At 43.7% G+C, this 13890-nt stretch carries 13 protein-coding genes; 4 read left to right on the top strand and 9 right to left on the bottom strand.

The genetic code is table 11. The features are described 5' to 3' along the window. Positions 1-86 precede the first annotated feature (86 nt). The 6 genes from D2V05_RS18305 to D2V05_RS18280 form a co-directional block, all read right to left on the bottom strand. The gene (locus D2V05_RS18305; protein ID WP_119648964.1) at positions 87-2312 is read right to left on the bottom strand and encodes an NADP-dependent isocitrate dehydrogenase; all 2226 of its coding nucleotides are present in this window, start codon (positions 2310-2312) and stop codon (positions 87-89) included. A gap of 632 nt (positions 2313-2944) precedes the next feature. Next, the gene (gene rplS / locus D2V05_RS18300) at positions 2945-3295 is read right to left on the bottom strand and encodes a 50S ribosomal protein L19 (RefSeq protein WP_119641308.1); all 351 of its coding nucleotides are present in this window, start codon (positions 3293-3295) and stop codon (positions 2945-2947) included. Positions 3296-3421: 126 nt separating this feature from the next. Beyond that, a complete protein-coding gene (gene trmD / locus D2V05_RS18295; RefSeq protein WP_119649399.1) occupies positions 3422-4096 on the bottom strand; it encodes a tRNA (guanosine(37)-N1)-methyltransferase TrmD in 675 nt (224 codons plus the stop codon). Positions 4097-4189: 93 nt separating this feature from the next. Then, complete coding sequence (locus tag D2V05_RS18290) at positions 4190-4801, bottom strand: tRNA (guanine-N1)-methyltransferase (RefSeq protein ID WP_119648962.1); 612 nt, start codon at positions 4799-4801, stop codon at positions 4190-4192. A gap of 115 nt (positions 4802-4916) precedes the next feature. Further along, positions 4917-6365: a glyceraldehyde-3-phosphate dehydrogenase gene (locus D2V05_RS18285; protein WP_119648959.1), complete on the bottom strand. Its 1449-nt coding sequence runs from the start codon at positions 6363-6365 to the stop codon at positions 4917-4919. 128 nt (positions 6366-6493) lie between these two features. After that, the gene (locus tag D2V05_RS18280; protein ID WP_119648957.1) at positions 6494-7891 is read right to left on the bottom strand and encodes a trypsin-like peptidase domain-containing protein; all 1398 of its coding nucleotides are present in this window, start codon (positions 7889-7891) and stop codon (positions 6494-6496) included. Between the two features lie 134 nt (positions 7892-8025). On the opposite strand from D2V05_RS18280, the gene dapF reads away from it, so the two are divergent. The 4 genes from dapF to D2V05_RS18260 all read left to right on the top strand — a co-directional run bounded on the left by dapF (position 8026) and on the right by D2V05_RS18260 (position 11165). Then, positions 8026-8802, top strand: a complete 777-nt coding sequence (gene dapF / locus D2V05_RS18275) for a diaminopimelate epimerase (RefSeq protein WP_119648954.1) — start codon at positions 8026-8028, stop codon at positions 8800-8802. Beyond that, positions 8796-9329 carry a GNAT family N-acetyltransferase gene (locus tag D2V05_RS18270; RefSeq protein ID WP_119648951.1) on the top strand — a complete coding sequence of 178 codons (534 nt, stop codon included), beginning with the start codon at positions 8796-8798 and terminating at the stop codon, positions 9327-9329. The genes dapF and D2V05_RS18270 overlap by 7 nt, the downstream gene beginning before the upstream one ends. Beyond that, positions 9319-10362 (top strand): endolytic transglycosylase MltG, encoded by a 1044-nt coding sequence (mltG, locus tag D2V05_RS18265; protein ID WP_119648949.1) that lies wholly within the window; start codon positions 9319-9321, stop codon positions 10360-10362. Before D2V05_RS18270 ends, mltG begins: the two co-directional genes overlap by 11 nt. Positions 10363-10520: 158 nt before the next feature. Further along, on the top strand, positions 10521-11165 hold the full coding sequence (locus tag D2V05_RS18260; protein ID WP_119649397.1) for a lysozyme family protein: 645 nt from the start codon (positions 10521-10523) through the stop codon (positions 11163-11165). 51 nt (positions 11166-11216) lie between these two features. Here the strand turns inward: D2V05_RS18260 and D2V05_RS18255 are convergent, their stop codons facing one another. From D2V05_RS18255 to dnaA, 3 genes are read right to left on the bottom strand one after another with little or no spacing between them, the layout of a single operon-like run. Further along, complete coding sequence (locus D2V05_RS18255) at positions 11217-11945, bottom strand: SAM-dependent methyltransferase (RefSeq protein ID WP_119648947.1); 729 nt, start codon at positions 11943-11945, stop codon at positions 11217-11219. Positions 11946-11949: 4 nt separating this feature from the next. Continuing rightward, positions 11950-12402: a low molecular weight protein-tyrosine-phosphatase gene (locus tag D2V05_RS18250; protein ID WP_119648945.1), complete on the bottom strand. Its 453-nt coding sequence runs from the start codon at positions 12400-12402 to the stop codon at positions 11950-11952. A 20-nt stretch (positions 12403-12422) separates the two neighbouring features. Further along, entirely contained in the window at positions 12423-13847 is a 1425-nt protein-coding gene (gene dnaA / locus D2V05_RS18245; RefSeq protein WP_119648943.1) for a chromosomal replication initiator protein DnaA, read from the bottom strand. Positions 13848-13890 lie beyond the last annotated feature (43 nt).

Raw genomic sequence — 13890 nt, 5'->3', positions numbered from 1 at the left:
AACAGAATATGGGAACAAAAAATGGGTGCAATCCTATAAAAGGAAGTTGCACCCATTCATCAGTAGTAAATCTATATTCCTGTAGCCTATTTGGCTATCGAATCCAGGATTTTGTTCAATGTTGCGCTGGGACGCATCGCTTTTGAGGCCATATCAGCATCCGGAAGATAATACCCTCCAATATTAACAGGCAACCCTTGGGCATCAATCAATTCTTGGGCAATTTTGGCTTCGTTGGCGGACAACTCCTTATGCACCTTAGTGAATATGGCTTTTAGTTCCGCATCGTCGTTCTGGGTTGCCAATTGCTCGGCCCAATAGAGTGTCAAATAAAAATGGCTTCCCCTAGTATCTATTTCATTGACTTTTCTGGAAGGGGATTTGTCGTTGTTCAAGAACTCTTCCGTGGCCTTATCTAATGCATCGGCCAAAACCTGGGCTTTTTTGTTGTTGTTCTTTTCACTGAAGAACTCTAGAGAAACGGCCAAAGCCAAGAACTCCCCAAGGGAATCCCAACGCAAGTGACCTTCTTCCAAGAACTGCTCCACGTGTTTAGGCGCAGAACCGCCCGCACCTGTTTCAAACAATCCACCGCCGTTCATCAAGGGAACAATGGAAAGCATTTTGGCACTGGTACCTACTTCCAAAATAGGGAAAAGGTCGGTCAAGTAGTCCCTCAACACATTTCCGGAAACCGAAATGGTATCCTTGCCTTCTTTCATGCGTTTTAGGGTGAATTTGGTAGCCTCTGTGGGTGAAAGGATTCGGATGTCCAATCCGTTGGTATCGTAATCCTTCAGGTAAACGTTTACTTTTTTGATCAGTTCCACATCGTGGGCCCTTTCATCGTCCAACCAAAATACGGCCGGGGTATCGGTGGCCCTTGCACGGGAAACCGCCAATTTCACCCAGTCTTGCACAGGCGCATCCTTTACTTGGCACATTCTCCAAATATCTCCTTCTTCCACATGGTGTTGGATCAAGGTTTCGCCAGTGGCCATGTTCACCACTTTCACGGTGCCTGCCGTTGAAATTTCAAAGGTCTTGTCGTGGGAACCGTACTCTTCTGCTTTTTGCGCCATTAGGCCCACATTGGGAACAGTACCCATGGTCGTGGGGTCAAACGCACCATTTACTTTACAAAAGTCAATGGTGGCCTGATAAACCCCAGCATAGCTGCTATCAGGGATGATGGCTTTGGTATCTTGAAGCTCCCCGTTTTTGTCCCACATTTTTCCTGAATTACGGATCATGGCCGGCATGGAGGCATCAATGATCACATCGCTAGGGACATGTAGGTTGGTAATGCCTTTATCGGAATTCACCATGGCCAAGTCAGGGCCGTTTTCAATGCTCTTGGCAATGGCAGCTTTGATTTCGTTATGCTGGTCCTCTGGCAGTTGTCCTATCTTATCCAAAAGGGTTTCAAGGCCATTATTGGCGTTGATGCCCAATTTTTCGAAAGTGTCTCCGTAATTTTTAAAAAGCTCTGCGAAATATACTTTCAACGCATGTCCGAAGATGATAGGGTCGGAAACCTTCATCATGGTCGCTTTGAAGTGTAGCGAAAGCAACAAATGGTTTTTACGTGCGTCTTCGATTTCCTTGGTGAAGAATTCCACCAACGCCTTTTTGCTCATCACCGTGGCGTCAATGATCTCTCCTTTTTGAAGGGCAATCTTGTCTTTCAAAACCGTAACATCACCCTTGTTGTCCACCAAGTCGATACGGATATCACAGGCTTCAGTCGTGGTAAGCGATTTTTCGTTGGATTTGAAGTCGCCATGGCTCATGGTGGCGACATGGGTCTTTGAATCGGATGACCATGCTCCCATGGAATGGGGATGTGCCTTGGCATAATTTTTTACGGCCTTTGGCGCCCTACGATCCGAATTGCCTTCCCTTAACACAGGATTTACGGCACTACCTTTCACCTTGTCGTATTTGGCCTTTATGGCTTTTTCCTCATCGGATTTGGCATCATCTGGGTAATCGGGAAGATTATACCCTTTTTTCTGTAGCTCTTCAATGGCTTCCTTCAACTGTGGGATGGAAGCACTGATATTGGGCAATTTTATGATGTTGGCTTCGGGGGCTTTGGCAAGTTCTCCCAAAATGGCCAGATCATCGGAAACCTTTTGGTCGTCCTTTAGGTATTCCGGAAACACGGCGGCAATCCTTGCGGCCAATGAGATGTCTTTGGTCTCTATGGCAATATTGGCAGTTTCGGTAAAGGATTTAACAATGGGTAGGAAAGATAGAGTGGCCAAGGCGGGAGCCTCGTCTGTTTTGGTGTAAAAAATTTTAGCCATTTATATGTGTTATGTTTGAGCGGTGCAAATATACAATTTATGTACGGTGCGGTACCTATGGAATGGCTAAATATAGGCGATAGGCGCGGATTATAACAAAAAAACAAAAGCCATATCTTTGTTTTCACACAGATATGGCTTTCAGGATGGGAGCAAAAGATTTGTTCTGTGTTGCTACAAAACCGCAATCCTGAGATTGCATCTTATGTCCCTTCAACGTTTTCTTTGCCCGGTTAACCCATCTTGCGATCGGGCTCCGTGTTACAAAGTTTACTGATGTTTTCCTAAACTTTATCAAAACGAGAAATTGCCTTCCCGTTCGCACATAAAATTTACTATTTCTCCTTGAACCTGACCGAAATCCTGTTCCAATTTGAAATTCCTTTTGTGATCAGTAGTGTTACCAATTAAAAGGGAAATACCAGCTTTTAAAGAACGTCAACTTTAAAATTTGAAACATGTCCGTGATGGTATCACTTTCATATTTCTTTGACTAAAGTAGGACAAAGAATGAAAAAAACAAATTTTGTAATGGATTTAAAATCAACAAAGTATGAACCAAGGTTATTAACAATTGTTCATAAAAAAAGCACCCATTTTTGGGTGCTTTTTACAATTTCGGAACTAGTGGATTAGCCCCTAACTTCTTTAATACGGGCCTTTTTACCGGTAAGACCTCTAAAGTAGAAGATTCTGGATCTACGTACTTTGCCTCTTTTGTTTACTTCGATTCGTTGCAAAGCTGGCATGTTGATAGGGAAAATCCTTTCTACCCCAACGGTACCGGACATTTTACGAATGGTGAAGGTTTCGGTGGCACCGCTTCCCCTTCGTTGGATCACAACTCCTTTGAAGAACTGGGTACGTGTTTTTTCACCTTCCTTGATTTCATAATACACGGTGATGGTGTCACCTGATGAAAATTTTGGAAATTCTTTTTTTGGAACAAATTCGTCTTCAACAAATTTTATTAAGGATTCCATTGTTTGTTTTTTTAGCGTTTACCAGAACCAACTTTCACGTATTTCGTCAGAGGTTGATTTTGAGATTGCAAAAGTAATGCAATATTTAGAAATAGCAAGGTGTTTTGTATTTTTTGAAAGGAATTTCTATTCCAAGAGGTCGGGCCTTCTTTTTTGGGTACGTTCCAAGGCCTGTTGTTCCCGCCACTTTTCAATTTCGGGCAGGTTTCCGCTCAATAGGATTTTGGGAACCTCCCTTCCCTTATATTCCGCAGGTCTGGTATACACTGGGGGAGCCAGAAGATTGTCCTGGAATGAATCCGTGAGGGCAGATGTCTCATCGTTCAAAACACCGGGAATGAGGCGGATTACCGCATCGCAAAGGATGGCAGCGGCCAGTTCACCTCCCGAAAGCACATAGTCACCAATCGAAATTTCACGTGTCACGAACATATCCCTGACCCTTTGGTCCACACCTTTGTAATGTCCACATAGGATGATCATGTTGCCTTTCAGGGAAAGTTCGTTTGCTGTCCTTTGGTTCAGGGTAGTGCCATCTGGGGTCATGTAGATGATTTCATCGTATTCCCGTTCAGCTTGTAATTGGGAGATGCATTTATCGATGGGTTCCACCATCATTACCATACCGGCCCCACCTCCAAACTGGTAATCATCAATCTGGCGATAGTTTCCGGTGGCGTAATCCCTTAAATTGTGCATATGGATTTCGACCAAATCCTTTTCAATGGCCCGCTTCAATATCGAAGCTTCAAAAGGACTTTTCAAAAGTTCGGGGAGCACTGTGATGATGTCAATCCGCATGGACATGGTTCCTGAATTTTATTTCGCCCCAAAAGTAAGGAAAGCTGCAACAACATCGGACCATAAAAAAGGCTTCCCGAAGGAAGCCATGGATTATGATTTTTTCTGCTTGTTCAATTCGTCCTGTAATTGGCGGCTTATCTTTTGCTCGCGTTCCAAGGCGCGTCTGCGATGGGTTTCATATTCCTCTTCCAGTTCAGCCAAGGCAGATTTGGCCTGCTGTGTCAAAAAATTACTGTTCCTGAATCGATAAATGAAGAATAGTAGCAACAATAAAAGTCCAAAGATGATGGACCATAGGATGAGGTTATAGGCTCCCTTGCTGATCAAGGCCCCGAAAAAGGAAATGCTGTCCTTTTCCTCAGTAACGTTATTGAGCTTGTTGGTGGCATCCTGAAGTTTATTGTTCAGGTCCTCGATCTCCGCATTGTTGGCCGTGATGGTCCCGGAAAGGTCCTTGATGGTTTTGTTGGCCGTACTGATGGTATCAAAAATATTCCTTTTGATTTCGTTGAGACTCGATAATTTGATGACCTCGTAGGCCACCCCATTGGTAGATTTGTAATTGGTGGACTTTCGTTCCAACTCCTCAAACTGTCCCTTCAAGGTGGTATCGGATGACTCGGACGTGTCGTCTTCTTGGGCTTTTAGGCTTAAAATTGGGATAAGTAGGGCTAGGGCTAATAAAACTTGTAAATGCTTCATGGTCAAATAGATTCTCGTAAAATTTAGATTAAGGGTAAGGCGAAAGTACACCAATAAACCAAAAATCAAAAGAAAAACCTGATTCGTGAAAGGTTCTTTTCGGGCTACCCGATCTTTAATAATACGTATAACGCCTAACTTTGGCGATATATTTCGCAAGCCGTACAACTTGGTGTGAATATCCATATTCGTTATCGTACCATATATATAGGACCACGCTTTTTCCATCTGCAGAAACGATGGTGGCCTTGCTGTCATAAATAGAGGGGGCAGAAGTTCCTACAATGTCCGAGGAAACCAATTCATTGCTCAACGAATACTTTATCTGTTCCACAAGATCGCCTTCCAAGGCATATTTTTTTAAAATGGTATTGATGCCTTCATTGGATGTTTTGTTCTTGACCTCCAGATGAAGAATGGCCAAGGAACCGTTGGGCACGGGAACCCTGATGGCATTCGAGGTCAGTTTTCCCTTTAGGGAAGGCAAGGCCTTGGCAACCGCTTCTCCTGCACCTGTTTCGGTAATGACCATGTTCAGGGCGGCGGCACGGCCACGTCGATATTTGCTGTGCATGTTGTCCACCAAATTCTGGTCGTTGGTGTAGGCGTGGATGGTTTCCAAGTGCCCTTTTTTAATGCCCAATGAATCCTCGATGACCTTTAAAATAGGAGTGATGGCATTTGTGGTGCATGATGCTGCGGAATAAATTTTGACTTTGTCGGGGTCAAAGTTTTTGTGGTTTACACCGTGTACTATGTTTGGAACCTCTTTGCCGGGTGCGGTGAGCAAAACTTTTCCTGCCCCATTGGCTTCCAGATGGCGCTCAAGGGATTTTTGGTCTCGGAAAGCTCCGGTATTGTCTATGATCAAGGCATTGTATATACCGTGTTTGGTATAATCGATGTCCTCAGGTTTGTTAGCACTGATGAATTTGACCGTGGTCCCGTTTATGATCAGGGCCTGATTTTTGGCATCCACATCCACCGTACCCGTAAATTGTCCGTGTACGGAGTCGGTCTTGAGCAACGCGGCTCTTTTTTCCAGCATTTCCGGGGTCAATTCGCCTCGTACCACAACAGCTCGCAATCGAAGTTGACTACCCCTACCGGTTTTGGCCATTAGTTCCCTGGCCACAAGTCTTCCAATCCTTCCAAACCCATACAGGACCACATCTTTGGGTTTAATGGCCTTGGAGGTCTGTGCATCCTTCAATTTATCAATAACAAAGGCCTTTACATTCAGGTCGTTGTTTTCATCGGAGTGGTATTCGTAGGTCAATTTGCCAATGTCCAGTTTTGCGGGAGGTAGGTTGATGTCGTTGATGGCCCTCAATATTTCCACCGAATCAAAAATGGAAATAGGTTTCTGCACGAACTCCCCCGCATATTCATGAAGGTTGATGATGTCGCTGACGTTTTTATCAATGATTTGGTTTTTGAAAAGCACTACCTCTATGGCCTTGTCATACCATAGGTCGCTGATGATTTTGATGAATTCTGTGGTGGCTTTTCTTCTATCTGCCTGAAAGGCAAGTTCTTTCTCGTAATTTTTAATGTCGCTCATGGATTGTTACTACGCTGATCAGGTTGAAATTTCGGCTAAATTAGATATTTCAATCGTTTTCGTAAAAGAAATTGAACATAAAAAAAGCACCTGTAAAAGGTGCCTTTGAGTGTTTTTTCCACACGTTTTTATTGCAGGATCATATGCTCTTTTTCACCATTTTCATTGATCATGGTAAAGCTGGTCCTTCCATATCTGGAGATTTCTCCGAAATACTTTTTGGCATCCTCAATGTTGTTCACTTCATTGCCATCCACTTCAACGATGATCTTGTTTTCAAGACCATATCTACCGTAGGCTTCGGGTACGTCGGTTATTTTCACCCCTTTGGATACCCCAAATTTCTTTATGTCCTCTTTGGATAGATTTTTTACGGTAAATCCAGTAGTGGGTAATAAGATGCTGGACTGTTTGGTAAGGGTGACATTTTTAGTAATATTTTTTCCATCCCGTTCCACCATGACCTGAACTACATCACCTGGTCTTTTAGAGGAAAGATATCCTGATAGCTCGGAGAACTTGTGAATGGAAATGTTATCCACCTGCTTGATGATATCACCTTTTAATAACCCGGCATTTGCGGCACCAGACTCGTCGGTAACTTCGGAAATGTAGACGCCTTCAAGGTCATCAATGCCCATTTCAGTGGCTGCCTCTGGGTTAAGGTCTCCTCCTTTAATGCCCAAAAGCCCTTTTTGTACGTTACCAAATTCCATAATGTCCTCCACCACTTTCTTGGCAATATTGCTGGGAACCGCAAAAGCGTAACCAACATAAGAACCGGTTTGGGAGGTAATGGCTGTATTGATTCCGATAAGATCTCCATTGGTGTTCACAAGGGCGCCTCCACTGTTGCCCGGATTCACCGCAGCATCGGTTTGAATGAAGGATTGGGAACGCTGAGGGGAAAGTGAACGCGCTTTGGCACTAACAATACCTGCAGTTACGGTCGATGTCAAATTAAAAGGGTTGCCTACGGCCAATACCCATTCGCCAATCTTGGCGTTGTCGGAATCGCCAAAGGCCAAATAGGGCAGCGATTCCTCGGTATCTATTTTGAGCAGTGCAATATCGTAATCCGCATCGGCGCCGATTACTTTTGCCTCATACTCCTTATTATTGTTCAAGGTAACCTGTAATTGACTGGCGTTTGCTATGACATGGTTATTGGTCACGATATAGCCATCAGGGGAGATGATTACTCCCGATCCGGTTCCCACTTGGGGCACCTGTTGGCGTTCAAACCCATAGAAAAAGTCGGAGAGACTGGTAGGTCCCTTGCTCATGGTCAGGTTTTTCACGTGTACTACGGAATTCACGGTTTTTTCGGCTGCCAGGGTAAAATCCACTTCATTGATTCCGGCCACTTTCGGCGAGGTCGGTATGTTGCTTGTATTGATTATCGGGCTTTCCTGGGTAGTGGCCACCCATTTGTAATTTTCTTTTTCGAAAAACATTTTGTACGCCCCTAAGGTAATGGCCCCTGCAAAAAGGGACACTAGGAACAAACTGGCTATTCTCTTCATAATTCGATAATTATTTAACATTTAGCTCTAACAAAATTAAAGGAAATACATTTTTTGATTTGTTTGTTTAACGCTGTTTTAACTCCAAAAAAATCCTTAAAAAATGCCCTAAATTTGTTCCTTTGTAGCAAATGATGAAACTACAGTTTTTTAAATACCAAGGAACCGGCAACGATTTTGTGATCTTGGACAATCGTGAGGGCAAGTTTCCCAAAGACGATACCAAGTTGGTGGCACAGCTTTGTGACCGCCGTTTTGGCATTGGTGCAGATGGGCTCATCCTTTTGGAAAAAGACGATGCGACCGATTTTAGAATGGTGTATTACAATGCCGATGGAGAAGAGGGCAGTATGTGCGGAAACGGGGGAAGGTGTTTGGTGGCCTTTGCCCATTATTTGGGTATTGTGGAAAAGGAAACCACCTTCAATGCCGTGGATGGATTGCATTATGCCGAGGTTGAAGGTGATATCGTGAACCTAAAAATGGTGGATGTAGATGAAGTCCATGAAAAATCGGCCTATAGTTTTTTGGATACAGGCTCGCCCCACCATGTACAATTGGTGAACGACTTGGGTCATTTTGATGTGCAGAAAGAAGGAAAGAAACTGCGCTACGGACTTTACGGGCAAGCGGGGAGCAATATCAACTTTGTGGAGCAACAGGATGCCGATACCTTTCAAGTGCGAACATATGAAAGAGGGGTGGAAGGGGAAACGTTCTCTTGCGGAACTGGGGTTACCGCCGTAGCCCTCGCCATGTATACCGCTGGAAAGACCAAGGCAAACCAAGTTCATATCCATACCTTGGGCGGTGATTTGACCATCAGTTTTGAACAACACAATGGGGGATATTCCAACATTTTTTTGAAAGGCCCTGCCATACAAGTGTATAAAGGAGAAATTGAATGTTGAAGCTAAAAGGGGACAATTTGGTATTACGGGCTTTGGAACCGTCCGATTTGGATTTTCTATACCAACTGGAAAACGATACCTCCATTTGGGAAATCAGCGGAACCCTGAAACCGTATTCCAAAAAGGTGTTGCAACTCTATTTGGAAAATGCCCACAGGGATATCTATGAAGTAAAACAACTGCGTTTGTGCATCTGTGATGCGGACGGGGAATGTATTGGGTTGATAGATCTGTTCGATTTCGACCCCAAAAACCGAAGGGCAGGTATCGGTATCGTGATTGCAAATCCAGAAGATCGAAACAAGGGAGTGGGGGCAGAGGCACTTTCGTTGCTTTGCAACTATGCCTTTTCCGTATTGGACCTTCACCAACTTTATGCCAATATTTTAGAGGATAACCAATCCAGTATCCACCTATTCGAAAAAATGGGATTTGAAAGAATCGGCGTCAAAAAAGAATGGATCAGGACCAGTTCTGGGTTCAAAAATGAAATCATGTTTCAAAAGATAAATTTGGATGAATCTTAAACGAGTACTTTGGGCCACCGCCATTTTAGGGTTATTGATCTGTGGGTTCATCGCATATCAAATTTACAGTGCCATTTTTAGCCCTAATACCCAGTTCAATAATGAGGAAGCTTTTGTCTATATCCCTACAGATGCTACGTTTACCGATGTGAAGGCATCCTTGCAACCCTTGCTCAAAGACCTATCAACTTTTGAGGCCGTAGCACAACGTAAAGGGTATATTGCCAATATCAAACCTGGAAAATACGCCCTGAAAAGAGGGATGAACAACAACGAGATCATCAATAACCTGCGTAGTAACAATATTCCCGTTCAAGTGACTTTCAACAATCAAGAGTCCCTAGCGGCCATGGCGGGAAGAATTTCTGGCCAAATTGAGGCTGACAGTGTATCGTTGTTGCAGGCTTTCAACGATCCGGGTTTTTTGAATGCTTCCCATTTTGATGAGGATTCCAAATTGGGCATGTACTTGCCCAATACCTATGAATTTTTCTGGAACACCAGTGCCGAGAGTTTTAGGGACCGCATGTTGAAGGAGTATGAACGCTTCTGGAACGAGGAACGATTGACCAAGGCCAAAAAATTGGGCCTCACCCCAAATCAGGTGATTGCCTTGGCGGCCATTGTACAAAAGGAAACCGTTAAACCGGATGAGCGTCCCCGTGTGGCGGGCGTTTACCTCAATCGTATTAAAAAAGGAATGTTCCTTCAGGCGGACCCTACCGTTATTTATGCCATTAAAAAGGAAACAGGCAATTACGATACCATTATCAAACGGGTCTTATATCGTGATTTGGAAATGGATTCCCCTTACAATACCTATAAATATGTAGGTATTCCACCTGGTCCTATCACCATGCCTGACATCTCTTCCATTGATGCGGTTTTGAATCCCGAAAAACACGATTACCTCTATTTTGTAGCCGATGTTTCCAACTTCGGATACCATATGTTTGCCAAGACCTTGGAGCAACACAACCGAAATAAAGTACAGTACACCCGATGGCTGAATGAACAAAAAGTGCTCAGATAACACTCATTGACGTTAATTTTCAGCGCTTTAACGGATTTTAAGGCTTATTTAAGAAAATCTTATGAGCTTTATAACTGTTAAAAAAAAGTCTCCCCCTATATTTGCCGGCCGAAATTTTATTTCTGGACCATGGTCTGGAAATCTTAAATAGGAACTATATGAAAAGATGGATAGGTTTTGCTCTACATCTTGCCATGATCGTAGTTTTGACCAGTTTTGGTTCATATACCATAATGAAAAAAGGGGATTTTACGGTTCCCGATTCGTTGAAGGTAGAGAACGGGTCTGAAATCTTTGCACCACTGGATTCCATTGCGAGTCTGGATGTTGATGAAGTAACCCCTCCTTTTTTGGGTAAGGCCTACAATGGCTTTAAAGAGGCACTGGCCTTTAAGGAATCCCAAGGGAGATATCACGTTGTAAATACATTGGGATATTTAGGAAAGTATCAATTTGGAAGTAGTACCCTTAACCTTATGGGTATCTACAACATGGATACCTTTTTGGATAGCCCTGAGCTTCAAGAAAAAGCTTTTGCAACCAATATTGCCCGTAACAAGTGGATATTGCGTAGGGATATCAAACGATTTACGGGAAAAAGGATAGGAGGGATAGAAGTTACCGAATCAGGTATTTTGGCAGCGGCGCATTTGGCCGGGGCCGGAAACGTAAAGAAATACTTGCGCTCTTATGGCAAAGAGGATGTAACGGACGCTTACGGAAGTAGTATCTCGTATTACATGAAAAAGTTTTCGGGTTACGATATTTCGAACATTGAGCAGAAGAAAAATGCCAAGGTTTAATTGAACGTCCCAAAAAAGTAAAAGGCCCGAACAAAAGTTTCGGGCCTTTTTTTATGCTTGTAGGATATAAATAGTAGGCCTTTTATCGAGGTCCAGTTCGATCTCTCCCCACTCATGCACGCTTTTGGTCTGTACAAATTCCGTAGGGAGTGTAATGTCACATGCTATGCACAGTCGGGTGGTCTTATGCAATATTTTGAGGAGGTCTTTCAATAATTTATTGTTACGGTACGGGGTTTCCATGAATATTTGTGTCTGCCCTTTTTCCTTAGAGAGTTTTTCAAGTTGCTTGACCATATTTTTACGCTCCGCAAGATCGATAGGGAGGTAGCCATTGAAAGCAAAGTTCTGCCCGTTCATTCCACTGGACATCATGGCCATCAATATGGAGGAAGGACCGACCAAGGGAACCACTTGAATTCTTTTTTCATGGGCCACCCTTACCACTTCAGAGCCGGGATCGGCAATCCCGGGACACCCTGCTTCGGAAAGCACTCCAATATCGAAACCATGGATGCACGGATCCAAGTATGAAGGTATTTCCGCAGGATTGGTGTATTTGTTCAGGGGCTGTAGTTTAAGATTAGGCTGAGGTTTACTGGGGCTTACCCTTTTGATAAAACGTCTTGCAGTCTTCTCATTTTCAACAATATAATGGTCAATCCGCTCTATGGTTCCCTTAACGGAAATGGGTAAAACCTCCAAAGGAGCATTGTCCCCTAATGTGGTGGGAATCAAGTACACTTTGCCGACTATCAGACCTGGTTTTACCTCTTCCATAGGTTCAATTTAGTTTTTTTGCGATGGCCTCACAAGCCTTATCGATCATTTGATAGACTTTTTCAAACCCATCTTCGCCACCATAATAGGGGTCCGGGACTTCTTGTATACCCAGATCAACTTCATCCAACAAAAGCTTTATTTTACTGACTTCCTGTTCGGTAGTTGCCAAACTGGCCACATTGGAAAAGTTGCTTCGGTCCATTACATAAATGTAATCGAATTCCAAAAAGTCTATTTCCGAAAAGCGTCGACATTTTTGACGACTGATATCCAACCCATATTTTTTGGCCATGGCAATGGATCGGGAATCAGGAGGATTGCCCACATGGTAACCTGCGGTACCAGCGGAATCGACAAAAACGGTATCCGGATCAACCTTGGATTGTAAAATGCCTTCGGCCAAGGGTGATCTGCATATGTTTCCCAAGCAGACCATCAAGACTTTGGTTTTCATAAAAAAGGGGGGATTGGTTCCTAACTGAACTTTTTGTTCAGGTCGTCGATGTATTTGCGGAACTGTTTATCGGTTTCGGCCAAGTTGTCCACCGTTTTGCAGGCGTGCAATACTGTGGCATGATCACGTTTTCCAATTTGGGAACCGATACTGGCCAAGGAGGCTTTCGTGAATTTTTTGGCAAAGAACATGGCCAATTGCCTAGCCTGTACAATATGCCTTTTTCTGGTTTTGGATTGAAGGGTGGCCACATCCATTTCAAAGTAATCCGAAACCACTTTTTGGATGTAATCTATGGAAACCTCGCGCTTGGTATTCTTGACGAACTTCTCTACCACTTGTTGGGCGAGTTCCAAGGTTACTTCCCTTTTGTTGAAAGAGGATTGTGCGATCAAGGAAATGATGGCACCTTCCAATTCACGGATATTGGTCTTAATGTTCCTGGCCACATGATCGATGATATCATCGGGCATTTCAACACCGTCCCTGTACAGTTTGTTTTTAAGGATGGAGACGCGGGTTTCGTAATCAGGACTCTGCAATTCAGCTGAAAGTCCCCATTTGAATCGGGACAAAAGACGTTGTTCAATATCCTGCATGTCCACAGGGGCCTTGTCCGAAGTCAAGATGACCTGTTTGCCGTTTTGGTGCAAATGGTTAAAAATATGGAAGAACACATCCTGGGTTCCCGATTTACCGGATAGGAACTGTACATCGTCAATGATCAGTATGTCTATCAACTGGTAAAAGTGGATAAAATCGTTCCGGGTGTTCTTCTTTACCGACTCAATATATTGTTGGGTGAATTTCTCCGCAGAGATATAGAGCACCGTTTTTTCTGGGTATTTGTCCTTGATTTCCACACCGATGGCATGGGCCAAGTGGGTCTTCCCTAATCCAACACCACCAAAGACCAATAGGGGGTTGAAAGAGGTGCCTCCCGGCTTGTTGGCCACGGCCATCCCTGCCGATCTTGCCAAACGGTTGGAATCTCCTTCCAAGAAATTGTCAAAATTGTAATTTGGATTGAGCTGGGACTCTATTTTGATGTTCCTGATCCCAGGAATCACAAAAGGGTTTTTCAGCTCAGGGCTTTTGGAAGTGATGGGCACATCCAATTCTTGAGGTCCAACGGAGGTACGGTTAGCACTTGGAATCTGCTCCGTAAAGGGTTCCTTGTTTCCATATTTGTTCTCCATCTTGATGATGTAGATCAACTTTGCATTGGCTCCCAATTCACGGGTCAAGGCTACCTTCAAAAGCTTCACATAATGCTCCTCCAACCACTCATAAAAAAACTTACTGGGCACCTGAATGCTGAGTGCCTTATCGGTCAACTTAATGGGTTTGATAGGTTCAAACCATGTTTTGAATGCCTGCGGTTGGATATTATCCTGGATAAAAGCCAAACAGTTGTTCCATACGGAATTAGCAGTAACACTCATGAAGTTTTTCCTTGTTTTAATGGTTAGCTTTAATACTTAAGAT

Origin of the sequence: Flagellimonas pelagia, assembly GCF_003584135.1 — a bacterium.
Lineage (GTDB): Bacteria > Bacteroidota > Bacteroidia > Flavobacteriales > Flavobacteriaceae > Flagellimonas > Flagellimonas pelagia.
Note: the sequence above shows the minus strand (reverse complement) of the source record. Positions and strands in the feature narration are given on the sequence as shown.

Coding starts and splice junctions, on each gene's coding strand:
- D2V05_RS18290 (WP_119648962.1), bottom strand. CDS start 4,801: ATGAAGCATTTACAAGTTTTATTAGCCCTAGCCCTACTTATCCCAATT.
- D2V05_RS18280 (WP_119648957.1), bottom strand. CDS start 7,891: ATGAAGAGAATAGCCAGTTTGTTCCTAGTGTCCCTTTTTGCAGGGGCC.
- dapF (WP_119648954.1), top strand. CDS start 8,026: ATGAAACTACAGTTTTTTAAATACCAAGGAACCGGCAACGATTTTGTG.
- D2V05_RS18305 (WP_119648964.1), bottom strand. CDS start 2,312: ATGGCTAAAATTTTTTACACCAAAACAGACGAGGCTCCCGCCTTGGCC.
- rplS (WP_119641308.1), bottom strand. CDS start 3,295: ATGGAATCCTTAATAAAATTTGTTGAAGACGAATTTGTTCCAAAAAAA.
- D2V05_RS18260 (WP_119649397.1), top strand. CDS start 10,521: ATGAAAAGATGGATAGGTTTTGCTCTACATCTTGCCATGATCGTAGTT.
- D2V05_RS18255 (WP_119648947.1), bottom strand. CDS start 11,945: ATGGAAGAGGTAAAACCAGGTCTGATAGTCGGCAAAGTGTACTTGATT.
- trmD (WP_119649399.1), bottom strand. CDS start 4,096: ATGCGGATTGACATCATCACAGTGCTCCCCGAACTTTTGAAAAGTCCT.
- mltG (WP_119648949.1), top strand. CDS start 9,319: ATGAATCTTAAACGAGTACTTTGGGCCACCGCCATTTTAGGGTTATTG.
- D2V05_RS18250 (WP_119648945.1), bottom strand. CDS start 12,402: ATGAAAACCAAAGTCTTGATGGTCTGCTTGGGAAACATATGCAGATCA.
- D2V05_RS18285 (WP_119648959.1), bottom strand. CDS start 6,365: ATGAGCGACATTAAAAATTACGAGAAAGAACTTGCCTTTCAGGCAGAT.
- dnaA (WP_119648943.1), bottom strand. CDS start 13,847: ATGAGTGTTACTGCTAATTCCGTATGGAACAACTGTTTGGCTTTTATC.
- D2V05_RS18270 (WP_119648951.1), top strand. CDS start 8,796: ATGTTGAAGCTAAAAGGGGACAATTTGGTATTACGGGCTTTGGAACCG.